The organism is Candidatus Omnitrophota bacterium, assembly GCA_003598025.1.
Taxonomy (GTDB): domain Bacteria; phylum Omnitrophota; class Gorgyraeia; order Gygaellales; family Profunditerraquicolaceae; genus Profunditerraquicola.
This window is the reverse complement of sequence record QZKH01000006.1, coordinates 305721-331854: the sequence shown is the minus strand read 5'-3', so window position 1 is coordinate 331854 and position 26134 is coordinate 305721. Positions and strand designations below refer to the sequence as shown.

The following is a 26134-nucleotide window of genomic DNA, read 5'->3' as shown; positions in this document are numbered from 1 at the left end:
ATAAATTTTATGTTCCGACCCTGACAGGGTCCATTATCTGTTTTAAAGTTGCATATGCTGAAAGAACAGCCAGATAGCTTGTTTTGGGATTATTCGGATGCACGACATTCTCAACTCGGATATTCACCCTGCCGGCAGTTGATTCCAGCTTAATCTCATGCATATTCTCTGAAATATATGGTGAAGCTATGATTTTGACCAAGGTCTTCTTGCTGCCTATGCCGGCCAGGCTTAAAACTGCAGCGACATTTACATTTTGCGGAAAATATTTTACCGCTTCGTAAGCGCTGCCATAAAATAAAACTTTGTCTTTTTTTATATTATCTAACGAGAACTGCTTATTTTCAACATATTTTACCCCTTTAAATGAACGGGGGTTCTTGGTCGTGACAAGAGTGACTTTCTTAATTCCTATGGTTTTGTATGCTTTTACCGCATCGAGACCGGCAATCGCTCCGCTTGGGATAAAAAGCCTGCAATTATTCTTGCCTGCCAGAGCTGCCAGCTCACTATAATGGCCGATAATCCCGGCAACACTCATGGTTAATGTGTTTCTGCCGCAGGATAGGGATTTCTTAGCAATGCTATAAGCCGATTTGCTTGAAGCGCATTCTACTATAAGGTTGCATTTATTTATCAATTCCTCGATATTTCTGGCCGAGGCCCTGTTATCACCGTAAATACCTTCGGATAAACTGCTGCTCTTTGAATCATCGATATCAAAAAGGTAAACCGACCTTGCACCGAGCGAATTATCTTTAATAATCATTTTAGCCAAAGTTTTTCCTATGGCTCCGCATCCGGCTATGCCTATTTTTAATTTTCTATTCATAAACCCTGGTTCCTTACAATAATATTATCGATTAGACGGGTCTTGCCTAGCCAGGCTGCTAAAGCTATAAGGCAATTTCCGCTTAATATATTTTTTGGCTTTAAATTTAACGGGTCAACTATAACAATATAATCCAGACGGATATTCTTATTGCCGGATATCATGGTATTCATCGCCCTGATTATCTTTTTAACATCTTTTTCTCCGCCTTTGATCATATTTTTTGCCAGCATTAAGGCTCTGTAGAGGATTAATGCATCCTGCCTCTGCCCCTTATCAAGATAAGAATTCCTTGAGCTTAAAGCCAACCCGTCATTATCTCTTACTATAGGCAAAACTTTGATCCTAACAGGAAGGTTTAAATCCTTGCTCATCCTCTGTATTACAGCGGCTTGCTGTGCGTCTTTCTGCCCAAAATAAGCGGTTGTAGGCTGGGTTATATTTAAAAGCTTTAATACTACCGTTGCTACTCCCGTAAAATGACCCGGCCTTGATTTACCGCACATCGTATTATCCATCTGGCTGACTTTTACGACCGTATTATAACCCGGAGGATACATCTGGCCTGCCGAAGGATAAAACAGCACATCGACTTTTTCTTTCTTGCAAATATTCTTGTCGCGGGAGAAATCACGGGGGTATTTCTTGAAATCTTCGCTCGGAGAAAATTGTGCAGGGTTTACAAAAATACTGACAACTGTCACATCAGAATCCAAAGATGCCCTGCGAATCAAACTTATGTGCCCTTTATGCAAAGCTCCCATTGTCGGGACAAAACCTATAGTTTTCCCCTTTCTGTTTAAAGACAAAGACATCTCCTGCATTTTTTTTACCGAACAAATGACTTTCATATCAATTCCAATAACGGCCTCATTACGAAATCACGCTCGAACATCCTCGGATGCGGCACCTTTAACTCTTTCTTGTTAATAATAAGATTACCGAATAAAAGTATATCTATATCGATTATACGCGGGCCGTTGCGTACAGTCTTGACGCGACCCATCTCTTTCTCGATTTCTTTAAGTTTTTTCAGTAAATAGAGGGGAGTGATTCTGATGAGTATTTTTACTGCGCAATTAAGAAAGCGGTTTTGATTGACAGGCCCGCCAACTGCTGCTGTAGATATGATACTTGAGGTAGCTATTATTTTTAAACCTTTTATACTCTTAATTTTTTTCAAAGCTAATTCGATGTTCTTTCTACGGTTTCCTAAATTAGAACCTATGCCTAAATAACAGACTGCCATTAAATTACTTTTCTAAGCCTTGCTACCGCCTCTTTTAACCTGTCTTCTGGTACGGTAAGCGCCATACGGATATAACCTTCTCCATATTTGCCAAAACCCACTCCTGGGGTAACAACTAAGTCGGCTCTTTCAAGCAATATGTTGGCAAAATCAATTGATTTCATTTTTTTAGGGGTATTTATCCATAGATAAAAAGTGGCTTTGGGTAAGTTCAGGTCTAAACCAAGTTCTTTAAGCCCTGAGACTAAAACATCCCTTCTCTTTGAATATATCACTCTCATATCTTCTATGAATTTAACCGGGCTTTCTAATGCGCTAACCCCTGCAAGTTGTATAGCTGAAAATATCCCGGAATCAATATTTGACTTTACTTTTGCCAATGCCTGGATTAGTCCGGCATTACCACAGGCCCAACCTATCCTCCAACCGGTCATATTATAAGTTTTAGAGAGTGAATGAAACTCTATCGCAACATCCCTTGCGCCGTCTACTTCTAAAATACTTGGAGGCCGGTAACCGTCATATGCCATTTCAGAGTAAGCCAGGTCTGAAACTATGATAATTTTATGCTTTGCAGCAAATAAAACAGCTTGTTTATAAAAATCTTTATCTGCCGTAGCACCTGTAGGATTATTTGGATAATTAAGAAACATTATTTTTGATTTCTTAACTATTGCCGAAGGTATACTACCGAGGTCCGGCAAAAACCCATTATTTTCTTTTAAAGGCATCAGATAAGGTTTGCCCCCGGCAAGTATAGTCCCTCCTTTATATGGAGGATAACATGGGTCAGGGACTAAGGCATAATCGCCCTCATTCAGGAAAGAAAGCGGGAAATGGGCAATACCTTCCTTTGAGCCTATTAACGGTAAAACCTCGTTTTCATAATCCAGGCCAACCGAAAATCTTGTTTTATACCAATTAGAAATCGCTTTTCGTAATACAGGCATGCCCTGGTCCAGGGCGTATTTATGATTAGCGGCATCATTCGCTGCCAGAGAAAGCGCATCGATTATATGTTTAGGGGTCGGCTGGTCAGGATCGCCGATACCTAAATCAATAATATCCCTTCCCTGAGCCCTTGCTTTTCTTTTCGCCTTATCTATTTCCGCAAATAGATACGGTGGTAAACTATTTAATCTTTTAGAAATCTTAAACATCTCCTTCTCCATCATTCTATGAACTGTGAACAATGAACTATGAACTGGCTAATACTTCCTCCATCGTATATAACCCTGCCGGCTTGCCGTGAATCCATTTTGCCGCCTTTAAAGCTCCTAATACGAACAAGTCGCGGGAATGAGCCTGGTGTTTAATCTCGATCCGCTCAGAATTACCGCAAAATATCACTGTATGGTCACCAATAATGTCTCCAAGGCGGACTGCGTGTATTGGTATCTGCTTATTCGTAGTATCAGCCAAAACCTGGCCCATTCTTTTTGCAGTACCTGATGGCGAGTCTTTCTTGTTTTTGTGATGCGCCTCTATTATTTCGACTTCATAATCTTTGCCAAGAGCTGAAGCTATCTTGGGTAAAATAGAAAAAAGGACATTCACGCCCACAGACATATTGGGCGAAAATACTATCGGCACAATTTTAGAAACCTCTTTGACTTTCTCTATTTGTTTTTCATTAAAACCAGTGGTACCCAAAACAAGGGCTTTCTTGTGCCTGGCCACATAGTCAAGATTGGCTTCGCTGGCATCAGCTACGGTAAAATCAATAAAAACATCAACAAGAAACAGCCCGTCAGGATTAGAAGAAATCTTTATTTTCCCTAATTCCTTGCCGATCTGAGGAATGCCTTTCCTCTCTAAAGCAAAATTAACTTCAAAGTCCCTGTCCAAAGACGCAAGCTCAATTATCCTTTTTCCCATTTTCCCGCAAACGCCTGCTACCCCGAGTTTAATCATTACTATCTCCTGTAATTACGCTTAGCTTATCAACTTATAGTCACTAAGCGCTTTTCTTAGTTTTTCCGAATTCTCCGGAAGCATCTCAGTCATTGGAAGCCTTAGTCCCGGCTCACACATACCCATCAATCCCATAGCAGTCTTTACCGGGATTGGGTTTGTTTCTATAAACAAGGCTTTAATCAAAGGCAGCAGCTTGAGATGAATATTCCTGGCTTTGACAATATTACCCTTTTCGAACTCTGAAACAAGGCATGATACATCTTTAGGCACAATGTTAGCAGCAACAGAAATCACGCCTGTGCCACCTATGCTTAGAATCGGCAGCGTCAGGCTGTCGTCACCCGAAATCAGATCAAAGTTCTCCGGGCATAACAACTTAATCCTTGCCATCTGATCAAGATTACCTGATGCCTCCTTCACGCCTACAATGTTTTTACAATCACTTGCCAGTTTTGCTATCGTCTCAGGTTCAATATTGACCCCCGTCCTTGAAGCGATATTATAAAGAATAATCGGGATATCAACTGCATCCGCTATAGCTTTAAAATGTTGATACAGCCCTTTTTGAGTCGGACGGTTGTAATATGGCGAAACCTGCAATGAAGCATCAGCCCCTGCTTCTGCGGCATGCCTGGTAAGCATTACTGCTTCATCGGTTGAATTTGAGCCTGTGCCTGCAATAACAGGGACTCTGCCTTTTGCCTGCTCAACAGCTAACTCAATTACTCGGGAGTGTTCTTCAAAAGATAAAGTAGCTGATTCACCGGTAGTCCCGCAAGGAACAATCCCCTGGGTGCCGTTGTTAATTTGAAAATCAATCAACTCCCTGAATTTTTTACCGTCAACTTTTCCGTTCCTAAACGGTGTTACTATCGCAACTATAGACCCCTTAAACATGATATGCTCCTTTGTGCACCTTATATGCCTTTCCTTCAAGCCATACATCTTCAAATTTATTTGCCCTCTTGCTAAAATACACCTTAAGGATCTCTCCTGCCCTGGTTTTGACATTAACCCTGTTCCCGCAACCGGACTTTACGGAAAATATCAATGCCGAAGCGACTGAACCTGTGCCGCAGGCAAGGGTTTCATCCTCAACGCCTCTTTCGTAAGTACGGATTGCGATAGAATCTTTATTTAAGACTTCAACAAAATCTACGTTTGTCCCCGCAGGCATAAACCTTTTATGGTACCTTATAAATACCGATATCGGCTTTATATCAAGATTATTTAACCCCTCAACAAAAATTACAACATGCGGCACGCCCGTATTTATAAAATTAACTTTCAGCTTGCGCTTCTTCATAATAACAGGCATGTCTAATTTCAGGCTTTGCGGATCCGTAAGCTTTATCTTGATATTATCCTTTTTGACTATAGCATCGAGTATTCCGGCTTTTGTTTCTATAGTGAGTTTTTCTTTTCTCAGCTTCTGGCTTGTATATAATGCAACGCACCTCGCCCCATTTCCGCACATCTCCGCCTCAGAACCGTCAGCATTAAATATGCGCATGCGTATGTCTGCTCTTCTGCTTCTTTCAAGAACTAATACCCCATCAGCTCCGACACCAAACTTCCTGTCACAAATATCCTGAACCGATTTCCGTGAACTGTGAACAGTGAACCGCGAACTATTTTCTATCACCACAAAGTCATTCCCCGAAGCCACCATCTTTGTAAAAAGTACGTCTTTTTTCATGCTATAACCCCAGCAAAAAAGAAGGAATGGACTCATTACGGATTATGTCATCATAAGAATCCCTTCTTCTTATCAAAAATACCCTGTCTTTGACCACCAATACCTCAGCAGCCTTTAAACGTGAATTATAATTGGAAGACATGCTAAAACCATATGCCCCTGCGCCCATTACTGCAAGATAATCGCCTTCTTTCAGTTTCGGCAGCTTCCTCTCTTTTGCAAAAAAATCCCCGCTTTCGCAGATAGGCCCTACAACATCCACTTTTTCTTGTGACCTTGCGACCATGTGACCATGTGACCTTGTGTGTAATGGAACTATCTGGTGATAAGCGTCATATAAAGCCGGGCGGATAAGGTCATTCATACCGCCATCAACAATAACAAATTTTTTCTTGGGGCTCGATTTGACATAAAGCACTTTTGTCACTAATACTCCGGCATTACCTACGATAAACCTTCCCGGCTCAAGAATGATTTTTAAGCCGGTATTTTTAAGCAAGGGCAGGACCTTGGAAGCATATTTAGCGGCAGTCTGGGGAGTTTCTTTATCATAAATAATTCCTAGGCCTCCGCCTATATTCAAATAATTAAGCCCAATCCCCTGCCTGCGGGCAACATTTATGAATTTTACTACTTTGTTTATTGCAGCAACAAAGGGCGCGCTTTCGGTTATCTGAGAACCTATATGAATATGTATCCCTGATATTCTTAAATTGGAGAATTTACTCCTTAGTTTTAAGAAACCTAAAGCAGAATCAAAATCAATACCGAATTTATTAGTAATTTTACCGGTGGTTATGAATTTATGGGTTTTCGCCTCTACATCCGGGTTTATCCTTATTGCTACCTGCGCTTTTTTACCTAAAGCACCTGCAATACGGTTAATATTGGCAAGCTCAGGCAAAGATTCAACATTAAAAAACAATATGCCTGCCCGTAAAGCATCCTCTATCTCTTTATCAGTTTTGCCGACTGATGCATAAACTATCTTTTCTGCCGGGCAGCCTACCTTAAGCGCACGGTATAGCTCGCCTCCTGAGACTATATCCAGGCCTGCGCCTTTATCAACCAAGGCTTTAAGAACAGCCAAATTAGAATTTGATTTTACCGAGAAACATATTAAAGGATTAACCGCCTTAAAAGCCTGCTGTAATTTCACAAAATGGCTGATCAAGGTATGGTAGCTATATACATAAAGAGGTGTGCCGAATTTCTCAGCCAAATCCTCTAATTTTACGTTCTCACAGAAAAAATGGTTATTTCTGAATTTAAATTCATGCATGCTGCTATTTCCTTTTTTGCCTGTTAATGGACTTTTTGGAATTTACTGAAACTTTCGGGTCAAATAGCTTTATTATATCTTTTTTCACAATCTTACCTGAGAATTTTTTAAGCAAGCTCTCCGGCATGCTTTTAATCTCAATGGAATTATCAAGAGAGTATTTAACAAGCTTGCCGATAATCGTATGCGCATCCTTAAAAGCTACACCTTTATTAACCAGGTAATAAACCAAGTCCGTAGCATACAGAGATTCATCCTTAAGCTGTTCCTCGATCTTATCTTTGTTAAACCTCAAAGTACTGATAAGGCCGGTAAGTATCTTTAATTCTTTCTCAACTATCTCAAAAGAATCAAAAAGTGGCTCCTTATCCAGCTGCATATCCCTGTTATAAGTAAGAGGCAGGCCTTTCATCATCGTTAACACACTTACTAAATTGCCATATAACCTGCCACAATAACCCCTTATAAGCTCTAATGTATCAGCATTCTTCTTTTGAGGCATAAGCGAGCTGCCCGTACAGAAAGATTCATCAATTTCAACAAAGTCAAATTCCTTTGTAGACCATATAATCAAATCCTCGGCTAACCTTGATAAATGCATACCTATAGTGCTTAAGACGCTAAGAATCTCGATTACGAAATCCCTGTCGCTTACGGTGTCCAGTGAATTGTTAGTCGGATGAATATTCAATTCTGTATCCAGGCCTAAAGTTTTTATTAGCTTCCCGGCCTTAATACTATACTCGCCTGCCATTATGGGCGTTCCTGCAAGAGCTCCGGAGCCCATGTTTATTTCCAGATTATCAAAAATATAATCCAATCTTTTGCTATCCCTTTCAAGCATTTCCTCATACGCTGAAAAATAATCTTTAAGAGATACAGGCTGTGCATGCTGCATATGTGTAAAACCGGGTAATATCACTTTAGCATTTTCCATACCTACATTAATTAGGGCAGCTTTTAACGACTCTATATTACAATTAAGCTTTGTAATAGCAAATTTACAATATAATTTTGTTGCGAATACAACCTGATCATTCCTTGACCTGGCAGTATGCAGCTTTAAAGCTAAACTACCTACCTTCTTCTGCAGCGCATTCTGAATAAAAGTATGGATATCCTCATCGTTCTTATTAATCTTGAGTTTGCCGCTCTTAAGTCCAGCTGATATCTGCTCTAATTCTTTTGTGAGCTTCTTTGCTTCTTGTGCATTTAAGTAACCTGCTGATTTTAAAACACTGACATGCAAAACAGAGCCAATGATATCACACTCAGCCAGTTTATAATCATATTGTACGGATTTGGTAAACTCTTCTACCAAAGGATCGGTTTTCTTACTAAACCTTCCACCCCATAATTTCTTTGTCATATTCTACCTCTCTAAGATTTATTCCGTGAACTATGAACCATGAACTATTGTTTATACGGCATTCCCCAGATCTTGATGAACCCCTCTGCTAATTTCTGGTTAAATTTATCATCCTGGCCGTAAGTGCTCAGCTCCTTCTTATACAAGGAATGTGATGATTTTCTCGCAACAGCTACACAGCTGCCTTTAAAAAGTTTAAGTTTAATAGTACCGCTTACGCTTTTCTGGGTTGAATTTACAAACCCGTCTAAAGCTTCCTTTAACGGTGAGAACCATAAGCCATAATAAACCATTTCGGAATATTTCATGGAAACCAGCTCCTTAAAATGGGCGCATTCCCTGTCTAACACCAGGCTCTCTAATTCTTTGTGCGCGGCAAAAAGTATGGTTGCAGCAGGCGCCTCATATATCTCCCTGGATTTAATACCTACCAGCCTGTTCTCAACTAAATCAACCCTGCCTACGCCATGAGTCCCGCCCACCTCATTAAGCTGTATTATCAGGTTCTTTAACGTATAGGATTTACCGTCAATCTTTTTTGGCACTCCTTTATCAAAGGTGATTTCCACATATTTAGGGTAAGAAGATTGCCCGCCCGGGTTTTTAGTGATCATGTAGGCATCTTCCGGAGGCTCCTGCTCCAGATTTTCTAATACCCCTGCCTCTATACTGATACCCCAAATATTCCTGTCAATACTGTACGGCTTTTTTTTGCTCACATCTATGGGGATATTATGCATTTTTGCGTATTCAATTTCCTCATCCCTGGATTTAAACTCCCATTCCCTGACAGGCGCAATTATCTCTAAGCCCGGGTCAAGTATGCCGACACTTACTTCAAACCTAACCTGGTCATTGCCTTTTCCGGTACAACCATGCGCAACATAAGAAGCTTTTTCTTTATGCGCCAGGTCAACTAAATGCTTGGCAATTAACGGCCTTCCTAAGGCTGTAGCAAGCAGGTATTTGCCTTCGTATATTGCATTAGCCTTTAACGCAGGCAAAATATAATCATCTATAAACTCTTCCTGTAAATCCTTGATATAAACTTTGGAAGCCCCCGCAGAAAAAGCCCTTTTCTCTATAGCTTTAAGATCCTCGCCGCTTCCTAAACCCTGGCCCAAATCCGCTACGAAACATACCACATCATATCCTCTTAAAGTTAGCCACTTAACAATGCAAGAAGTATCTAACCCCCCTGAATAAGCAAGTACAACTTTCTTCATTTATTGTCTCCTAATAATTTTATCAATATCGCCTTTTGCACATGGAGCCTGTTTTCAGCCTGGTCAAACACTATAGAATTAGCTCCGTCAATGACTTCATCTGTAATTTCTTCCCCTCTATGGGCGGGAAGACAATGCATAATCAATGCGCCCGCCTTTGCCAAGCTAACTAACTTAGAGTTAATCTGGAATTTCTCAAATGCCTTCTTTCTTTTGGCTGCTTCCTTCTCCTGCCCCATGCTTGTCCAGACATCTGTATATATAACATCTGCTCCTTCTGCTGTTTCTGCCGGATCATAGGAATGGCTGATAAGGCAATTTGTCTCTTTAGACAAAATTACAGCCCCTTCAAGGACTCCTCCATCCGGTTCATAACCTTTTGGAGTAGCCATCTTCATATTTATACCGAGCTTTGCACAAACATACAGTAAAGAATTGCTTACATTATTTCCGTCTCCTATGTAAGCTAGCGTTATTTTCTGCCTATCTTTAAGTTTCCTTGTAACCGTGTAAATATCAGCCAGTGCCTGGCATGGGTGTGAGAAATCTGACAGGCCGTTTATTACCGGAACAGAAGAATACTTAGCAAGTTCAACCACATTAGCATGCTCAAAAGTCCTTATTACAATACCGTCGACATACCTGGAAAGGGTTTTAGCCACGTCCTTAATCGACTCCCTTACTCCCAAGTTGATCTCGCCGGGAGAAAGATAAATAGAATTACCTCCCAATTGATACATGCCAACCTCAAAAGAAACCCTGGTCCGGTTAGAAGGTTTCTGGAATATCAGCGCTAAAGTCTTGCCGGTCAGATGCCGGGAGAACTTTTGCCTATCGGCAATCAAGCTATCAGTTAGAGAAAGAATATCCTCTATCTGGCTCCTTTTAAGGTTTACGATTGAAATAAGATCTTTATCCATGGCAAACATCCTTCATTACTTTATTTAATATTTGAACTGCTTTATCAATTTCTCTTTTAGTTACGTTTAATGCCGGCATAAGCCTTAAAACCGAACCGTGGGTGCAGTTAATCAACAGCCCTTCTCCAATACACCTTTCGACGATCGGTTTCCCCTCTATATTAAGCTCTACTCCGAACATAAGCCCAAGACCCCTGGCATCATTGATAACCGAATATTTTTCTTTAAGTTTCATAAGGTTCTTATAAAGGTAATCACCTACAACCTCTACGTTTTTAAGGATCTTTTCTTTCTTAATCGACCTTAATACCGCTAAAGCTGCTTTACAAATAACCGGCCCGCCACCAAAAGTAGAAGCGTGCATGCCGGGCAAAAGCAGATCGGCAATATCCTTTTTAACCACCATTGCGCCTATAGGCAAGCCGCCGCCAAGAGCCTTTGCCAAAGTCAGAATATCCGGTTTTATACCGTAATGCTCATAGCAAAACATTTTGCCTGTCCTTCCTATGCCAGTTTGAACCTCATCGATAATCAAAAGCAAACCTTTTTCATCGCAGACATTCCTTAGCTCCACCACAAAATCCCTTAAGGCGACATTTATACCACCCTCGCCCTGGATCAATTCAAGCATTATACCTACTGTTTTATCCGTGATTGCCCTCTTAACTGCTTCTATATCATTGAACTCAACAGTTTTAAATCCGGCAGGTAAAGGCTCAAAGCCTTCCTGGTATTTCTTCTGCCCCGTAGCTGCGAGTGCTGCCAGAGTCCTGCCGTGGAATGAATTTGTAAAAGTTATGATTTCATACTTGCCCTTGCCGAATTTCCTCGAGAATTTTATTGCTGCTTCATTAGCCTCTGCGCCTGAATTGCAAAAAAATACCTTAGCAGGAAAAATAACATTGATTAATTCTTTTGCTAATACGGCCTGGGGGACTTGATAATAATTATTAGGTATGAATATCAGCTTTGATATCTGGTCCCTGACTGCCTGCATCACCTTAGGGTGACAATGCCCAAGGTTATTAACGCCCCACCCCGGGAAAAAATCTAAATATGCCTTATTATGTATATCCCATAACCAACTGCCCTTGCCCTTTGTGAAGACCAATGGTGTCTTATTGTATGTAGGCATAATAAAATCACTATATGATTGTAATATATCTTCTAATTTCATTTCACTATCTCTGTGCCGATACCTTCATCGGTAAAAATTTCAAGTAGCAGACCATGCGGTATACGCGCATCAATGATATGCGTCTTTTTAACCCCGTTATTCAAGGCATCTACGCAGGCCTGGACCTTCGGTATCATACCCTGGTTAATCACATTTTCGCTTATAAGACCCTTTGCCTCCTCAGTATTCAGCGTCGAAAGAAAAGAATGCGGATCATCCGGATTCCTCATGATCCCTTTTACATTGGTAAGCAAAACCAGCTTCTCGGCTGATAAGGCTGAAGCTATACTAGAAGCTGCCTCATCGGCATTTATGTTATATGTTTTTTTATCCTTGCCTGTGCCCATGGGCAATACCACAACAACAGTATCTGACTTAAGCCTGTCCAAAATATTATCTGTGACAACCTGAGCAACTTCGCCGACCAACCCTAAGTCAATCTTGGCCTTCTTTTTTTTAGCCAGGATTATATTTTCCTTGCCATTTAACCCTACGGCCTTAGCGCCAATCTGAACTATCTCCGCAACAATCATCTTATTAAGTTTATCCAGCTCATCTTCAACGATAGTTAATGTGTCTTCGTCGGTCACTCTCATACCGTCGATAAACTCTGTCTTTTTACCTGACTCCCGGATCCGGTCGCTTATATTTGGCCCGCCACCGTGAACAAGAACCGGCTTTAAGCCCATGAAGCTTAAGAAGACAATATCTTCGAGTATACCTCTCCTGATCTTCTCTTCGCTTAATATGCTGCCGCCGTATTTTATTACGACGATTTTTTTATGAAATTTCTTAATATAAGGCAGGGCCTCAATAAGAACATTAGCTTTTTTAATCGCTTCTTCCATATTTATCTTCCTTTAGTTATACTCAGCATTAATTTTTATATACTCAGGAGTAAGGTCGCTGGTATAAACAGTAGCGGAGTATTTACCTGCCCCTAAATAAACATCTATGTTAATATCTTTTTTCGCAAGAGAACTGGCCTTAATCCTGATTTTGTCTTCGTTCAACAAAATACCTGATGCGCCAAGGCTGGCGACTATCCTGCCAAAGTTTGGGTTCTGCCCGTATATGGCTGTTTTAAACAAATCTGAATTTGCTATAGCTAAAGCCCCTTTTCTTGCCTGTCCATAGCTTTTAGCACCGTTAACATTTATCCTGATGAATTTCGTTGCGCCTTCGCCGTCTCTGACAATCAATTTAGCTAACTCTAAACAAACAGTGTTCAGCGCCTTGGTAAAAATCCCAAAAGCTGCCCCTTTATCAATAAGCTTATTGCCGGCAAGGGAATTAGCTAAAACCATCACACTATCATTCGTACTCATACAACCATCAACGGTTATGCTATTAAAAGAACTTTCTACCGCTCCTTTTAAAGATTTATCAAGCGCCCTCTGGGTGATACTAGCATCGGTAAGGACAAAACAAAGCATAGTGGCCATCGATGGAGAGATCATCCCTGCTCCTTTAGCAATCCCGCAAATAGTAACGACTTTTGAACCTATTTTAAATCTTACGGTTATCTCTTTAGCAAAGGTGTCTGTTGTTAATATCGCTTTTTTGGCCTTATCTATGCCGCTCGCTGAAAGTAAAGGAAAAAGCTTAATGATACCCCTACTTACATTCTCCATAGGCATCCTTTTGCCTATTATCCCGGTAGAAGCAACTAATACCGCTTCTTTTAGCAAGCCTAAAGGCTCAGCCACCATAGCTGCCATTCTAGACGCATCTTTAATCCCCTGTCCGGAAGTAAAACAATTGGCATTGCCGCTATTGACAATAATCGCCTGGAAGAATTTAGACTTGCTAAGATGTTCTTTGTCAATTTTTAAAGGGGCTGCTTTAATCTTATTGGCAGTAAAAACACAGGAAGCTTTAGCTGGGACTTCAGAAATAATTAAACCTAAATCCAATTTTCCGGATTTCTTAATGCCTGAAGCGACTGCCGCTGCCTTAAACCCGCAGGGTAAATAAGCTTTATTCAGTATGTTCATAACAACCCCGTAGTCTCGGGGATCTTATACATAATATTCATGTTTTGTACAGCCTGCCCGGAAGCGCCTTTTGAAAGATTGTCTATTGCCGCTATTATTATAACCGAATCACCGCAATCCTTTATCCCTATATCGCAGTAATTGGTTTCATACACATCACTGACTTTGGGGAATTTACCCTCTTCTTTGATCCTGATAAAAGGTTCATTCTTATAAAAACTCTTGAATATCCCCAAGATATTCTTACCTTTAGCTGCATGGCTCTTGTTTACGTATATCGTCTCGATTATCCCCCTGTTTATCGGGAGAAGGTGCGGCACGAATTTAATTTTTACCTTGGATGAGGCAAGCCTGCTTAGATACAGCTCGATCTCCGGCATATGCTGATGGGTGTTAACCTTGTATGCGCTGAAATTACCGGCTACCTCAGAAAATAGAAATTCCTTCGTAAGCTTCTTTCCCGCCCCGGAAACACCTGACTTGGCATCAATTATTATGGAACTGTTATCCACTAATCCCAAAGAAACTAACGGCGCCAAAGCTAATATTGCAGCAGTCGGATAACACCCTGGGTTTGCCACAAGTTTAGCATGCTTGATTTTATTCCTATAAATCTCGGGCAGACCATAAACTGCCTTACGCAAACCAAGATTATCCTTATGTTTCTTCCCGTAAAATTTCTCAAAAACCCTGGTATTTTTAATCCGGTAATCTGCGCTAAGGTCGATTATTTTCTTATTGATCTTAAGTAATTTCGGCGTAAAATCCATAGAAACTGTATGGGGCAAAGCCAAAAATATCAGGTCGCACTTATCAGCTATCTCCTTAAAATCAGCTTTTTTGCAGACCCTGTCAAGCCTACCTTTGAATTTCGGGAAAACCTGCGAAATCACCTGCGGGTCCTTGCCGGTATTATAAAGTCCGCATATAGAAACATAAGGATGTCCAAGAAGTATGCCGATTAATTCTTCGCCGGTATGCCCTGTAGCCCCGATAATACCAACTTTTATATTCATTTCTAATTTCTCCATCGTTTATTGACCATCTTAGAATAAAAAAATTGCATAGTCAAGAAATTTCTCGTCGATTAATATCCCCGTAAAATAAAAAATCCCGCTTATCCAGCGGGATCTCTTATCTCACATCTATGAACTATGAACTATGAACTATGAACTAACATTCCTTACCTCTTTGTCCACTGGAAGCGCTTGCGTGCTCCTTTACGGCCGTATTTTTTGCGCTCTTTCATGCGCGGGTCACGCGTGATAAAACCCTGCTTACGGAGTAAATCCTTAAAGCTCGGGTCAAATGAAGCTAATATGCGAGAAATACCAAGCCTCAAAGCACCAGCCTGCCCAGTTAAACCGCCCCCACTTAAATTTGCGAAAATATCGTATTTATCCAAAGTATTTGTAGCCATTAAAGGCTGTTTTATGATAATCCTGTCAGTTTCCCTGATAAAATATTCTGAAAAATCCTTACCGTTAACAGAAATCCTGCCAGAGCCAGGCATAACCCTCACCCTTGCTATAGCTTCTTTCCTTCTGCCTAATGCCTTAGATTGCGTTGCTGCTTCCATAAAAAATCAGACCTCCAAATTAATTAAATTGCCGCCTTTATGCGGGTGCTGCTCTGTATTATATACCTTCAATTTCTTTATCATATCCCTGCCAAGAGGCCCTGAAGGCAGCATCCTCTTAACCGCAAGCCTTATAACGTTAGAAGGGTTTTTCTTAAGCAAGGTTTCAAGGCTGACTTCCCGCAAGCCGCCGGGATATCCGGAAAACCTGCGGTAAACCTTTTCTGTCATTTTCCTGCCTGTAACTCTTATCTTATCCGCATTAAACACGATCACAGAATCACCCGTATCTATATGCGGCGTAAATTCGGGTTTGTGTTTCCCTCTTAAAATAACGGCAATCTTTACAGCAAGCCTGCCAAGTATCTTGCCCTTGGCATCTACAATATACTGCCCTCTTTTTATCTCTCTTTTTTTAGCTATAAAGGTCCTGTTCATAAAACTCTCCTATAAAAATAATGAACTAAAAGTATAACATATCTGCTATATAAGTCAATATATTTTACAATTTTTTTATACCTATAACCAACTGTTTAAGCACCAGGATGGGGTTTAATAGGTAGTTTTTACCAAGAAAAGCCCGCAGGCAGGAGCGGTTTGCCCGGCCAAGCGCCTATCTTTAGCAGACAATATTCTCTTAATACCTGTCTTTAATCTGCCTCTTCCAATGTCTATAAGCGTACCCGCAATATTGCGTACCATATTATACAAAAAACCATCCGCCTCTATATCCAGGGCAATGATATTGCCCGTGACATTATAGCTCAAGCCAAATATGTTTGGCTTTATTTTTTTTAAGCTGACATTGAATATCGTCCTGACCTTATCTCTTACAGAGCTGCTGCTTGCACAGAACGAACTGAAATCATGCCTGCCCAGCAAAGAATTCGACTCTTTACGCATAAGCTTGATATCAAGGCCATAAGCGCAAAAGTATGCATATTTCTTGAAAAATACGCACCTATCCGATGAGTTGACTATGATGTACCTGTACAATTTGGATTTAGCATTAAACCTGCTGTGAAAATCAATATGGACTTCTTTTATGTTTTTTACTGCGATATCATTAGGCAACAAAGAATTTAGTGCTTTTTTAATTTTGACTAATGATAATTTTGAATGGGTCTTAAAATTAGCTACCTGTGATAAAGCATGCACTCCGGCATCGGTCCTGCCGGCGCCAGTGATATTAATTTCTTCCTGGAGGATTTTAGTAAGGACGGATTCTATTACCTCTTGTATGCTGGGCTTAAGCTTGCTGCGGGTCTGAGTCTGCCAGCCACAATAATTTGTGCCATCGTATTCTATTCCAAGCCTGATATTGCGCTTCAGGTTATTAACCGTCTTGTTGGGCTTTGCAGCATTGCCTTGTTTCATTTAATTAGAATTTCAGCAATCTGAACAGCATTTGTAGCAGCGCCCTTACGGAGATTATCTGCAACAACCCAAAGCCACATGCCGTTTTTCACAAAACAATCCTTACGTATCCTGCCGACAAAAGTTTCATCCTTGCCTTCAGCATCCTTGGGCATAGGATAAAGGTTTGATTTGGGATCATCGATTAAAACAATCCCCTCTGATTTGGCTAATATTTTCTTAGCTAAAGCAACTGATATCGGTTTTACAGTCTCTATATATACTGATTCTGAATGCCCGGTCCTGACCGGGACCCTGACTGTAGTGGCTGAAATCTTAATCTTACTGTCATGCATTATTTTATGCGTCTCTTTTACCAGCTTCCACTCTTCGCTTGTGTAATCACACTCAGTAAATCCTCCGATTTGAGGAAATACATTGAAAGCCAGTTGCTGCGGCATACTAGGATTATCGACATTAACGTTTACCTTATCAAATCCTCCGGCAGCTATCATATTTATTTCTTCCTTTAACTGCTCAACGGCAGACCTACCAGCACCTGAAGAAGCCTGCAGAGTGGTAACGATTATCCTTTTAATGCCTGCTTTTTTATAAATCGGCCAAAGCGCTACCACCATTTGTATGGTAGAACAATTAGGATTGGCAATGATGCCTTTATGCTTTTTTACATCCCGGCCGTTTACTTCCGGAACCACCAGAGGCACATCCTTATCCATTCTAAAATCGGCACCGTTATCGATAACCACAGCACCACACTTTACAGCCTCCCTGGCAAAAGTTACGGCTGCCCCCTTTTCTCCCTCAGTACCGGCAAACAAAGCAATGTCTGTTCCCCTAAACGAGTTGCTACCGATTGCCTCTACGGAATATTTAACCCCGTCTACAACAATATCCCTGGAAGAACGGGCCAAAACTTTGATTTCTCCGGCAGGAAAATTACGCGCCTTAAGGACACGCAACATTTCTATACCTACAGCACCGACTCCTACTACAGCAATATTATATTTTTTCATAGTGATTTAGAGATTATATCTCCGATTTCAGATGTGGAGAAACCCATCTTCCCTGCGGCTAAAGATTTTAATTTCGTCCTCACCAAATTAATTACCGAAGCCTCTATAGCATTTGCGGCTTTTACCTCTCCCAGGCTTTCCAGCATCATACCTAATGCACAAATTGCCGCTAAGGGATTAATTACATTTTTGCCTGTATATTTAGGTGCGCTGCCTCCGATAGGCTCAAACATAGATACACCGCCCGGATTAATATTTCCGCCGGCGGCAATACCCATCCCTCCCTGGATCATTGCACCTAAGTCAGTTATTATGTCTCCAAACATATTATCTGTAACAATAACATCAAACCATTCCGGATTCTTGACAAACCACATCGTAGTCGCATCCACGTGTGCATAATCAACGGCTATATCGGGATATTCCTTGGCTACTTCATAAAATGTCCTCTCCCACAAATCCCAGGCATAGGTAAGGACGTTAGTCTTACCGCAGAGAGTAAGCTTCTTGCGTTTATTACGCTTTCGGCAAAACTCAAAAGCATATCTTATACAGCGTTCGACACCCTTACGGGTATTATAAGACAACTGTATTGCTACTTCGTCCTTGGTACCCTTATCTCTGAACTCACCCATTCCTTTATAAAGGCCCTCAGAGTTCTCGCGTACCACAACGAAATCAATATCTTCCGGCTTCTTGTCTTTAAGGGGGCAGAAATTGGAATTGTACAATTTTATCGGCCTTAAATTTATATATTGGTCGAGAGCAAACCTTAATCTTAAAAGTATGCCTGTTTCCAATATCCCGGGCTTGACCTCAGGATGGCCTATCGCTCCAAGGTATATGGCAGAATACTCTCTAAGATTGTCGATATCTTTGTCTTCCAAAGTCTTACCGGTCTTAAGGTATCTTGCTCCGCCGAATTCAAAAGCATCGGCTTTATATTCAAATGAAAATTTCCTGCTTGCAGATTCCAATACTTTCAAACCCTCAGCTATAACTTCCGGGCCGGTGCCATCACCCGGTATCACGGCAATTTTATACATAGCAATCCTTTAATTAATTGGTTACTTCTTCAATCCAGTTTATTTTCGCTTTATTCAATATAATCAGGCCTTTTTCTTCTGATTTCCCTCTCTTAGAAATCAAGCCTGTATCAGGGTAATACACCTGCACTACGGTAACCGCAATAAAGTCCTCTTTGAGGTCATTGATAAAATCAATTACTCTTTCGCCTGGATTGATATGAATAAAACCCCTAAGAAGTATTTTGTCTTCACAAAAAATATTGACCTTGCGCCTCTCCTTTTCCACTCTCATGGTGACGCCCTCCTGGCCTTTGACTTAACCCAGGCGATCAATCCTCCCTGCTGTACTATCTCCTGTAAGAATACTGGAAAAGCCTGAGTTTTATAAGTTTTATTTTGAGTTATATCCTTTATTATACCACTTGAAAGATCTATTTCAATAATGTCTCCGTCTTCTATTTCTTTCGTATTTTCTAACTCCAGAAAAGGCAAACCGATATTTATTGCATTTCTGAAAAAAATCGCCGCAAAGCTGTTAGCGATAACTGCAGATATCCCGCATCCCTTTATGGCAACCGGTGCATGCTCTCTGGAAGAACCGCATCCAAAGTTCTTGCCCGCAACAATAATATCGCCATCTGCGACTTTTTTGGAGAAATCAGGAGCAATCGTTTCCATGCAGTGGCTTCCGAGCTCTTTAGGATCGGTTGAAACCAAATATTTAGCGGCAATTATATCGTCTGTGTTTATATCATCGCCGAATTTATGAACCTTGCCTTTTATAATCATACTCTTGCGGGGTGGTTGATGTAACCGGCTATCGCAGAAGCTGCAGCAACAGCAGGGCTGGACAGGTAAACAAATGATTTAGGGCTGCCCATTCTGCCGATAAAATTCCTATTGGTTGTTGCGATACAAGTCTGCCCTTCGGTAAGTATACCCATATGGCCTCCCAAACACGGACCGCAGGTAGGAGTAGAAAACACGCCTCCTGCTTTCACAAAAATTTCAGCCAATCCTTCTTTAACAGCCTCAAGATATATCTTCTGAGTAGCGGGTATCACAATAAGCTTTACTTGCGGGGCTACCTTTTTATTTCTTAATATTCCTGCTGCTATCCTAAGATCGCTTATCCTGCCATTTGTGCAGGAGCCTATGACGACCTGATCAACTTTTATGTTTTTAAGCTCTGCTACCGGCTTAACATTACTTGGCAGATGAGGGCATGCAACAACCGGATCAAGCTCAGATACGTCCCATTCGTAAACTTTATCATACTTAGCATCTTTATCGGAATAAAGTATCTTCGATTTATTTTTTATCGCCTTCGCCCCCCGACCACTTGATTCCTTGTCCCCCTGATTCCTCATAGCCTCTTCTACGTATTCCAAAGTAATCTCATCCGGTTCAATCAATCCTGCCCTGGCACCCGCTTCTATAGCCATGTTTGACATCGAGAACCTATCATCAATCGGCAATTTCCGGATTACAGGTCCGGAAAATTCCATAACCTTATACAAAGCTCCGTCAACCCCGATTTTACCTATAGTATATAATATCAGGTCCTTTCCGGTAACCCATTTCTTTAATCTCCCTTTGAATACGAATTTAACCGTAGGGGCAACTTTAAGCCAGACTTTGCCGTCGATAAACGCCCTGGCTAAGTCAGTTGACCCGACACCGGTCGAATAAACACCTAAAGCCCCGTAAGTACAAGTATGGGAATCAGCGCCGATAACTAAATCACCAGGCAAAACTAATCCTTTTTCCGGCAATAAGGCATGCTCTATACCCATGCATCCTACCTCAAAATAATTTTTAATCTTTTGTTCTTTTGCAAAATCAGCAAGTACCTTGCATTGGTTAGCGCTTCTTAAGTCTTTCGCAGGGGTAAAATGATCGGGAACAAGAGCAATTCTGTTACGATTAAAAACCTTCTTAAAACCGGACCTCCTGAATTCTTCTATGGCTAAGGGGGCAGTGATATCATTGCCCAAAGCCAAATCCACTCTGGCTTCGATGAATTCTCCGTGTTGAATATCTTTTTTGCCGCTATGTGCGATTAGTATCTTTTCTGCAATTGTGTATGCCATATAATATTTTGTTATGTTATATAAAGCGTAAAGTTAATTAAAGCTACATGAAGTTATTTATGCAACATTCTGTAACTTTAATTAACCCTGAGCAGCCATATGTAACATCTTACTTAAATCTCTTTACGATAAGAGTAGCGTTGTGGCCTCCGAATCCCAGGGAATTTGACATGCAAACATCAACCTTATGTTTACGGCTTTTATTAGGCACATAATCAAGGTCGCAATCAGGATCCGGATACTCATAATTTATCGTCGGAGGGACTACATTATCTCTTATAGCTAAACAACATGCCAGGAATTCGACACCACCTGCTGCCCCCAATAAATGCCCGGTCATGGATTTTGTTGAGCTTACCATTACTTTTTTGGCATGTTCGCCCAAAGCCGTCTTTATAGCCATGGTTTCCACCTTATCATTCAACTTGGTAGAAGTCCCATGTGCATTAATATAAGTGATCTCTTGGGGGCCGATTTGCGCATCCCGCATCGCCCATTTCATCGCCAGAGAAGCCCCGCTGCCATCAGGGTCCGGAGCAGTTATATGGTAGGCATCTGCAGACCTGCCATATCCGGAAATTTCACAATAAATTTTTGCGCCCCTCTTTTTGGCGTGCTCCAAAACCTCTAAAACAACAACTCCGCAGCCCTCAGCCATAACAAAACCATCCCTTTGGGCATCAAAAGGACGGCTGGCTTTCTGCGGTTCATCATTTCTTTTAGATAAAGCTTTTAAGGCGCAGAAACCGCCGACGCCCAGATTTGTTATGCAACTTTCGGTACCGCCGGTAATCATAATATCAGCTTCTCCGTTCTGAATAATGCGGAAAGCATCTCCTATAGCATGAGAACCAGAAGCACATGCTGTAGTTATGCATAAATTCGGGCCTTTAAAGCCGAATTTCATCCCAACATGGCCCGAAGCTTCATTTACTATAAGCATAGGTATCAGAAAAGGAGATATTCTTGAAGGCCCCTTCTCCAGGAATAACTTATATTCTTCTTCAATAATCCTCAAACTTCCTATGCCGGAGCCAATAAGCACGCCGGCTCTTTCTTTGTCTATTTTATCAAGTTCAAAACCGCAATCATTAACAGCTTGTATGGAACTGGCCAGAGCGTACTGGACAAACTTCTCCATTCTATGCAGGTCTTTTTTATTAAAACCATACTGTAAAAGGTCAAAACCCTTAACTTCTCCGGCGATCTGACTGACAAAAGCCGATACATCCAGCGTTGTAGTCTTGCCTACGCCGGATTTGCCTTCGGTCAATGACTTCCAAAAGCTAGCCACATCATTGCCTACAGGAGAAACGACCCCTAATCCTGTTACCACAACTCTTCTTTTATCTGTGCTCATTTTTTGTCCATTAGCAAATACCCCGCTTAAATGCGAGCGGGGTATTTTATATAAACTTAATATATCTCAAGGCGTTATTTATTAGCAGTCTTTTCTTCAATGTACTTAACTGCGTCGCCGACTGTTGCTATTTTCTCGGCATCTTCATCCGGTATTTCAACGCCAAATTCTTCTTCCAACGCCATTACCAATTCTACGGTATCCAAAGAATCGGCGCCCAGATCATCGATAAAGGATGCCTCAGGCGTAACCTCTTCAGGCTTAACTCCCAGTTGTTCAGCAATTATTGATTTAACCTTGTCTTGAACTGACATTCTTTTTTCCTCCTTGTGTTTACCCACAAATTATACCATTACCATCCCGCCATCAACAATAACCGTTTGCCCGGTGATATAATTTGATTCCTCAGAAGCCAAGAATAAACATGTAGCGGCAATATCTTCCGGGGTACCAAACCTGCCCAGCGGAATAGCAGTCAGCATTTTCTGCTTAACTTCGTCAGGCAATTTCGCTGTCATTTCTGTTTGTATAAAACCCGGCGCAACTGCATTGACATTTATATTACGGGAACTCAACTCTTTTGCGGTTGATTTCGTCAAAGCAATTATCCCGGCCTTAGAAGCAGAATAGTTAGCCTGCCCAACATTACCTATTATACCAATGATCGAAGCGATATTTACTATCTTGCCATATCGCGCTTTTATCATGGATTTGGAAGCAGCTTTTGTGCAATTAAATGTGCCTTTTAGGTTTACATTCAAAACTGCATCCCAATCACCAGCAGACATCCTAAGGATGAGTCCATCCTTAGTAATCCCTGCATTGTTAATTAATATATCAACCTTTCCAAATTTGTCAAGAATTTTGTTAATCCCTTCTTCAACTTTTTCGTAATTAGTCACATCTATTTGATCGTAAAGAGTTTTCCTTCCGAGAGATTCGATATCTTTACAGGTATTTTTGGCTTCATCAATGTTCACATCCCAAATAACTATGTCTGAGCCTTCCTTTGCCAACTTTAACGCTATCGAACGGCCTATGCCTCTTGCTCCACCGGTGATAAGGGATACTTTATCCTTTAAAAGCATTATGAACTCCTTTTTTCTGCTAAATTAATAATATCTTCTTTTTTCTCCACATTAACCACTTTAGCAGTTTCATTAATCCTGCGCATGAGACCTTTTAGGACCTTTCCCGGGCCAAACTCAAAAAAATCCAAGACGCCCGATGATATGGCAAACCGCATAGAATCTTCCCAAAGCACACTGCTTGCTACCTGTTTTATCAGATTTAGTTTAATCTCCTCCGTAGAGGTGACGGGCAGTGCACTTACATTGCTTATAACAGGTATCTTGGGGGGATTTACCTGCACCTTATCAAGTTCTGCTGCCAGCCTTACCCCGGCACCCTTCATATAAGAAGAATGGAAAGCTCCGCTCACATCCAGCAAAATCGCTCTTTTGGCACCCTTCTTTTCAGCTTCAACCACAGCTTTGTCTATATCCTGACCGGCACCAGAAATAACTATTTGCCCCGGAGAATTAATATTAGCTATCTCCACACCGGTTGATGAACACACTTCTTTTATAAGCTTGAGGTCTAAACCCAATATTGAAGCCATCTTACCCGGGGTTTTAGAAGCCTCTTCTTCCATAAACTGGCCCCTGCGCCTTACAAGTCTTACTGCATCTCTAAAATTTAAGGCCTGGCTTGCGACTAAAGCCGAATATTCTCCTAAACTCAGTCCGGCAGTAAAACCAGCACCGGATAAATCAAAACCCGTTTCTTTAATAAAGACCTGCCAGCAAGCAATGCTCATAGTCAAAATAGCCGGCTGACAATTCTGGGTCTTGGTAAGCTCTGCTTGGGGGCCTTCAAAGCAAAGTTTACTCAAAGAAAAACCCAAAGCTTCATCAGCTGCATCAAATATACGCTTTGCATCAGGGAATGCATCATACAAATCTTTACCCATACCTATATATTGGCTTCCCTGGCCTGCAAATAATATACCTGACTTATTAATCATATTCACCACTTGATCACGCAGGCACCCCAAACCAGGCCTGCGCCAAAAGCATCCAAAAGTATATAATCACCCTTCTTTATTCTGCCTTCTTTAGCCGCTTCGCACAGGGCCGTAATAGTAGAAGCAGAAGAAATATTGCCGCGCTTACTTATATTCAAATAAATCTTGTCTTCTGGAAACTCCAGCCTTTTGGCCATAGCCAATATTATACGCACGTTTGCCTGATGCGGTATAACCAGATCAATATCAGAAGGCTTAAGGCCGGCTTTTTCAATTGCGACCTTAGCCGCTTCCGTCATCGTTTTTACAGCTATCTTAAAAAGTTCGTTACCCTGCATTTTTATATAATGGAGCCGGTTTGAGACAGTTTTGCTGCTGACAGGATTCCTGGAACCGCCTCCGGGTATCATCAATAAATCCGTATATGAACCGTCACTGCCTAAATAAAAAGAAATTATCCCGCCTGAATTTACTTCTGAAATCACCGCGGCACCAGCTCCGTCACCAAACAGAACGCAGGTGTTACGGTCTGTCCAGTCGGTTACACAGGAAAGCGCTTCTGCACCTATTACTAAAGCGTTTTTATACGCACCTCTGGCAATAAATTGCTGGGCAGTAATAAGCGCATACACAAATCCTGAACAAGCTGCGGATATATCAAAGCAAACAGCATTCTTAGCGCCAAGATTTGCCTGGACAAAACACGCAGTAGAAGGGAAAAACATATCTGGCGTAATAGTTGCCACTATTATCAACTCCAAATCCTGGGCCTTAAGCTTTGCTTCTTTTAATGCTTCCTTGGCCGCCTTAGTGGCCATATCACTGGTTGCCTCACCCTTGTCAGCGATCCTTCTCTCTTTGATTCCGGTACGGGTAGTTATCCATTCATCGGAAGTATCAACCATCTTTTCAAGATCGGCATTGGTAAGCACGCGCTTAGGCAAATATTCGCCTAACCCTATTATTCCCACTTTTTTCATATTAAGTTACCTTGTTATCAGTTTTTGAAAGCGCCTCTATTATTTTCTCATTAAACCTGCGGTCAACCTCTTCTTCGGCAACCCTTATTGCATTCTTAATGGCATTAACGTTAGAACGCCCGTGGCCGATTATAACCGCTCCGTCAACACCCAGCAATGGGGCCCCTCCATATTCAGAATAATCGATCTCTTTCTTGAATCTCATCAGGCTGCTTTTCAGCAATACAACACCCAACTTTCCTATTAATGTGCTTAAAAGGTGTTTCTTGAGAAATTCCTGCATCGCCTCTGCCAGGCTTTCCGATACTTTCAAGGCAACATTGCCAACAAATCCGTCACATACGATTATGTCACTTTTGCCGGAAAACAGGTCTTTTCCTTCAACATTACCGATAAAATTCAGATTGCTCTTCTCAAGCAATTCAAATGTTTCCTTGACAAAATCCGTTCCCTTGCTTTCTTCCTCTCCTATATTCAATAAGCCTACGCTGGGATTATCTTTATTAAGTATATACCTGTAATAGGCATCTGCCATGACTGCATACTGTAATAATTGTATCGGCTTAGCATCAATGTTGGCCCCTACGTCTATTATCAAAGAAATGCCTTTAAGGGTTGGGGTCACTATAGCTATACCCGGGCGTTCTATCCCGGGCAACATTCTCAGGCTTAGGGTTGCCGCGCACACGACTGCCCCTGTGTTGCCGGCACTAAAGAAAGCATCTCCTTTAGCCTCCTTGACCAGATTTAATCCTACCACTATTGAAGAATCTCTTTTACGCCTGACGCTTGCTGCAGGAGATTCATGCATCTCTATAACTTCGCTGCAATGTTTTACCTCAATCCTGTTAGGGTCAAATTTGGCCTTTTTAAGCAACGGGCCAATTCTTGATTCATCGCCAACGAGTATGACTTTGACGTTGTCGTATTCGTTTACGGCAGCAATAGCACCTTCGACTACGACATCAGGTGCATGATCACCGCCCATAGCATCAACAACTATTCTCATG

The 26134-nt window shown here is 41.3% G+C and carries 29 protein-coding genes; all 29 read right to left on the bottom strand.

Annotated elements, in window-relative coordinates; all coding sequences use genetic code 11:
- Positions 1-7: 7 nt before the first annotated feature.
- The gene (locus C4533_06965; GenBank protein ID RJP28208.1) at positions 8-832 is read right to left on the bottom strand and encodes a DUF108 domain-containing protein; all 825 of its coding nucleotides are present in this window, start codon (positions 830-832) and stop codon (positions 8-10) included.
- A complete protein-coding gene (locus C4533_06960) occupies positions 829-1683 on the bottom strand; it encodes a pantoate--beta-alanine ligase (protein RJP28207.1) in 855 nt (284 codons plus the stop codon). The genes C4533_06965 and C4533_06960 overlap by 4 nt, the downstream gene beginning before the upstream one ends.
- The gene (gene folK, locus C4533_06955) at positions 1680-2081 is read right to left on the bottom strand and encodes a 2-amino-4-hydroxy-6-hydroxymethyldihydropteridine diphosphokinase (protein ID RJP28206.1); all 402 of its coding nucleotides are present in this window, start codon (positions 2079-2081) and stop codon (positions 1680-1682) included. Before folK ends, C4533_06960 begins: the two co-directional genes overlap by 4 nt.
- On the bottom strand, positions 2081-3241 hold the full coding sequence (locus tag C4533_06950; protein RJP28205.1) for an LL-diaminopimelate aminotransferase: 1161 nt from the start codon (positions 3239-3241) through the stop codon (positions 2081-2083). Before C4533_06950 ends, folK begins: the two co-directional genes overlap by 1 nt.
- A gap of 37 nt (positions 3242-3278) precedes the next feature.
- Complete coding sequence (gene dapB / locus C4533_06945; protein ID RJP28204.1) at positions 3279-3995, bottom strand: 4-hydroxy-tetrahydrodipicolinate reductase; 717 nt, start codon at positions 3993-3995, stop codon at positions 3279-3281.
- A 21-nt stretch (positions 3996-4016) separates the two neighbouring features.
- Positions 4017-4895, bottom strand: coding sequence for a 4-hydroxy-tetrahydrodipicolinate synthase (locus C4533_06940; protein ID RJP28203.1), 879 nt, complete (start codon positions 4893-4895; stop codon positions 4017-4019).
- The gene (locus tag C4533_06935; protein ID RJP28202.1) at positions 4888-5697 is read right to left on the bottom strand and encodes a diaminopimelate epimerase; all 810 of its coding nucleotides are present in this window, start codon (positions 5695-5697) and stop codon (positions 4888-4890) included. Before C4533_06935 ends, C4533_06940 begins: the two co-directional genes overlap by 8 nt.
- Before the next feature lies 1 nt (position 5698).
- Complete coding sequence (gene lysA / locus C4533_06930; protein ID RJP28201.1) at positions 5699-6979, bottom strand: diaminopimelate decarboxylase; 1281 nt, start codon at positions 6977-6979, stop codon at positions 5699-5701.
- Positions 6980-6983: 4 nt separating this feature from the next.
- Positions 6984-8348, bottom strand: a complete 1365-nt coding sequence (gene argH, locus C4533_06925) for an argininosuccinate lyase (protein RJP28200.1) — start codon at positions 8346-8348, stop codon at positions 6984-6986.
- 44 nt (positions 8349-8392) lie between these two features.
- Positions 8393-9574: an argininosuccinate synthase gene (locus tag C4533_06920; GenBank protein ID RJP28199.1), complete on the bottom strand. Its 1182-nt coding sequence runs from the start codon at positions 9572-9574 to the stop codon at positions 8393-8395.
- Positions 9571-10494 carry an ornithine carbamoyltransferase gene (gene argF / locus C4533_06915; GenBank protein ID RJP28198.1) on the bottom strand — a complete coding sequence of 308 codons (924 nt, stop codon included), beginning with the start codon at positions 10492-10494 and terminating at the stop codon, positions 9571-9573. The genes C4533_06920 and argF overlap by 4 nt, the downstream gene beginning before the upstream one ends.
- A complete protein-coding gene (locus tag C4533_06910) occupies positions 10487-11671 on the bottom strand; it encodes an aspartate aminotransferase family protein (GenBank protein RJP28197.1) in 1185 nt (394 codons plus the stop codon). Before C4533_06910 ends, argF begins: the two co-directional genes overlap by 8 nt.
- Positions 11668-12519, bottom strand: a complete 852-nt coding sequence (gene argB / locus C4533_06905) for an acetylglutamate kinase (protein ID RJP28196.1) — start codon at positions 12517-12519, stop codon at positions 11668-11670. Before argB ends, C4533_06910 begins: the two co-directional genes overlap by 4 nt.
- Positions 12520-12531: 12 nt before the next feature.
- Complete coding sequence (argJ, locus tag C4533_06900; GenBank protein ID RJP28195.1) at positions 12532-13668, bottom strand: bifunctional glutamate N-acetyltransferase/amino-acid acetyltransferase ArgJ; 1137 nt, start codon at positions 13666-13668, stop codon at positions 12532-12534.
- Positions 13665-14684, bottom strand: coding sequence for an N-acetyl-gamma-glutamyl-phosphate reductase (locus C4533_06895; GenBank protein ID RJP28266.1), 1020 nt, complete (start codon positions 14682-14684; stop codon positions 13665-13667). The genes argJ and C4533_06895 overlap by 4 nt, the downstream gene beginning before the upstream one ends.
- A 167-nt stretch (positions 14685-14851) precedes the next feature.
- Positions 14852-15247: a 30S ribosomal protein S9 gene (locus tag C4533_06890; GenBank protein RJP28194.1), complete on the bottom strand. Its 396-nt coding sequence runs from the start codon at positions 15245-15247 to the stop codon at positions 14852-14854.
- Between the two features lie 6 nt (positions 15248-15253).
- The gene (locus tag C4533_06885) at positions 15254-15685 is read right to left on the bottom strand and encodes a 50S ribosomal protein L13 (GenBank protein ID RJP28193.1); all 432 of its coding nucleotides are present in this window, start codon (positions 15683-15685) and stop codon (positions 15254-15256) included.
- A 114-nt stretch (positions 15686-15799) separates the two neighbouring features.
- Positions 15800-16624 carry a tRNA pseudouridine(38-40) synthase TruA gene (truA, locus tag C4533_06880; GenBank protein ID RJP28192.1) on the bottom strand — a complete coding sequence of 275 codons (825 nt, stop codon included), beginning with the start codon at positions 16622-16624 and terminating at the stop codon, positions 15800-15802.
- Entirely contained in the window at positions 16621-17637 is a 1017-nt protein-coding gene (locus C4533_06875; protein RJP28191.1) for an aspartate-semialdehyde dehydrogenase, read from the bottom strand. The genes truA and C4533_06875 overlap by 4 nt, the downstream gene beginning before the upstream one ends.
- Complete coding sequence (locus tag C4533_06870) at positions 17634-18683, bottom strand: 3-isopropylmalate dehydrogenase (protein ID RJP28190.1); 1050 nt, start codon at positions 18681-18683, stop codon at positions 17634-17636. The genes C4533_06875 and C4533_06870 overlap by 4 nt, the downstream gene beginning before the upstream one ends.
- Before the next feature lie 13 nt (positions 18684-18696).
- Complete coding sequence (locus C4533_06865) at positions 18697-18957, bottom strand: hypothetical protein (protein RJP28189.1); 261 nt, start codon at positions 18955-18957, stop codon at positions 18697-18699.
- Positions 18954-19451 (bottom strand): 3-isopropylmalate dehydratase small subunit, encoded by a 498-nt coding sequence (locus tag C4533_06860; protein ID RJP28265.1) that lies wholly within the window; start codon positions 19449-19451, stop codon positions 18954-18956. The genes C4533_06865 and C4533_06860 overlap by 4 nt, the downstream gene beginning before the upstream one ends.
- A complete protein-coding gene (gene leuC, locus C4533_06855) occupies positions 19451-20758 on the bottom strand; it encodes a 3-isopropylmalate dehydratase large subunit (GenBank protein RJP28188.1) in 1308 nt (435 codons plus the stop codon). The genes C4533_06860 and leuC overlap by 1 nt, the downstream gene beginning before the upstream one ends.
- Positions 20759-20867: 109 nt before the next feature.
- Positions 20868-22118, bottom strand: a complete 1251-nt coding sequence (gene fabF / locus C4533_06850) for a beta-ketoacyl-[acyl-carrier-protein] synthase II (GenBank protein RJP28187.1) — start codon at positions 22116-22118, stop codon at positions 20868-20870.
- Between the two features lie 74 nt (positions 22119-22192).
- Positions 22193-22432 (bottom strand): acyl carrier protein, encoded by a 240-nt coding sequence (locus C4533_06845; protein ID RJP28186.1) that lies wholly within the window; start codon positions 22430-22432, stop codon positions 22193-22195.
- A 30-nt stretch (positions 22433-22462) separates the two neighbouring features.
- A complete protein-coding gene (fabG, locus tag C4533_06840; protein ID RJP28185.1) occupies positions 22463-23206 on the bottom strand; it encodes a 3-oxoacyl-[acyl-carrier-protein] reductase in 744 nt (247 codons plus the stop codon).
- The gene (fabD, locus tag C4533_06835; GenBank protein ID RJP28264.1) at positions 23206-24141 is read right to left on the bottom strand and encodes a [acyl-carrier-protein] S-malonyltransferase; all 936 of its coding nucleotides are present in this window, start codon (positions 24139-24141) and stop codon (positions 23206-23208) included. The genes fabG and fabD overlap by 1 nt, the downstream gene beginning before the upstream one ends.
- 5 nt (positions 24142-24146) lie before the next feature.
- On the bottom strand, positions 24147-25124 hold the full coding sequence (locus C4533_06830) for a ketoacyl-ACP synthase III (GenBank protein RJP28184.1): 978 nt from the start codon (positions 25122-25124) through the stop codon (positions 24147-24149).
- 1 nt (position 25125) lies between these two features.
- A complete protein-coding gene (gene plsX, locus C4533_06825; GenBank protein ID RJP28183.1) occupies positions 25126-26133 on the bottom strand; it encodes a phosphate acyltransferase PlsX in 1008 nt (335 codons plus the stop codon).
- Between the last annotated feature and the right edge of the window lies 1 nt (position 26134).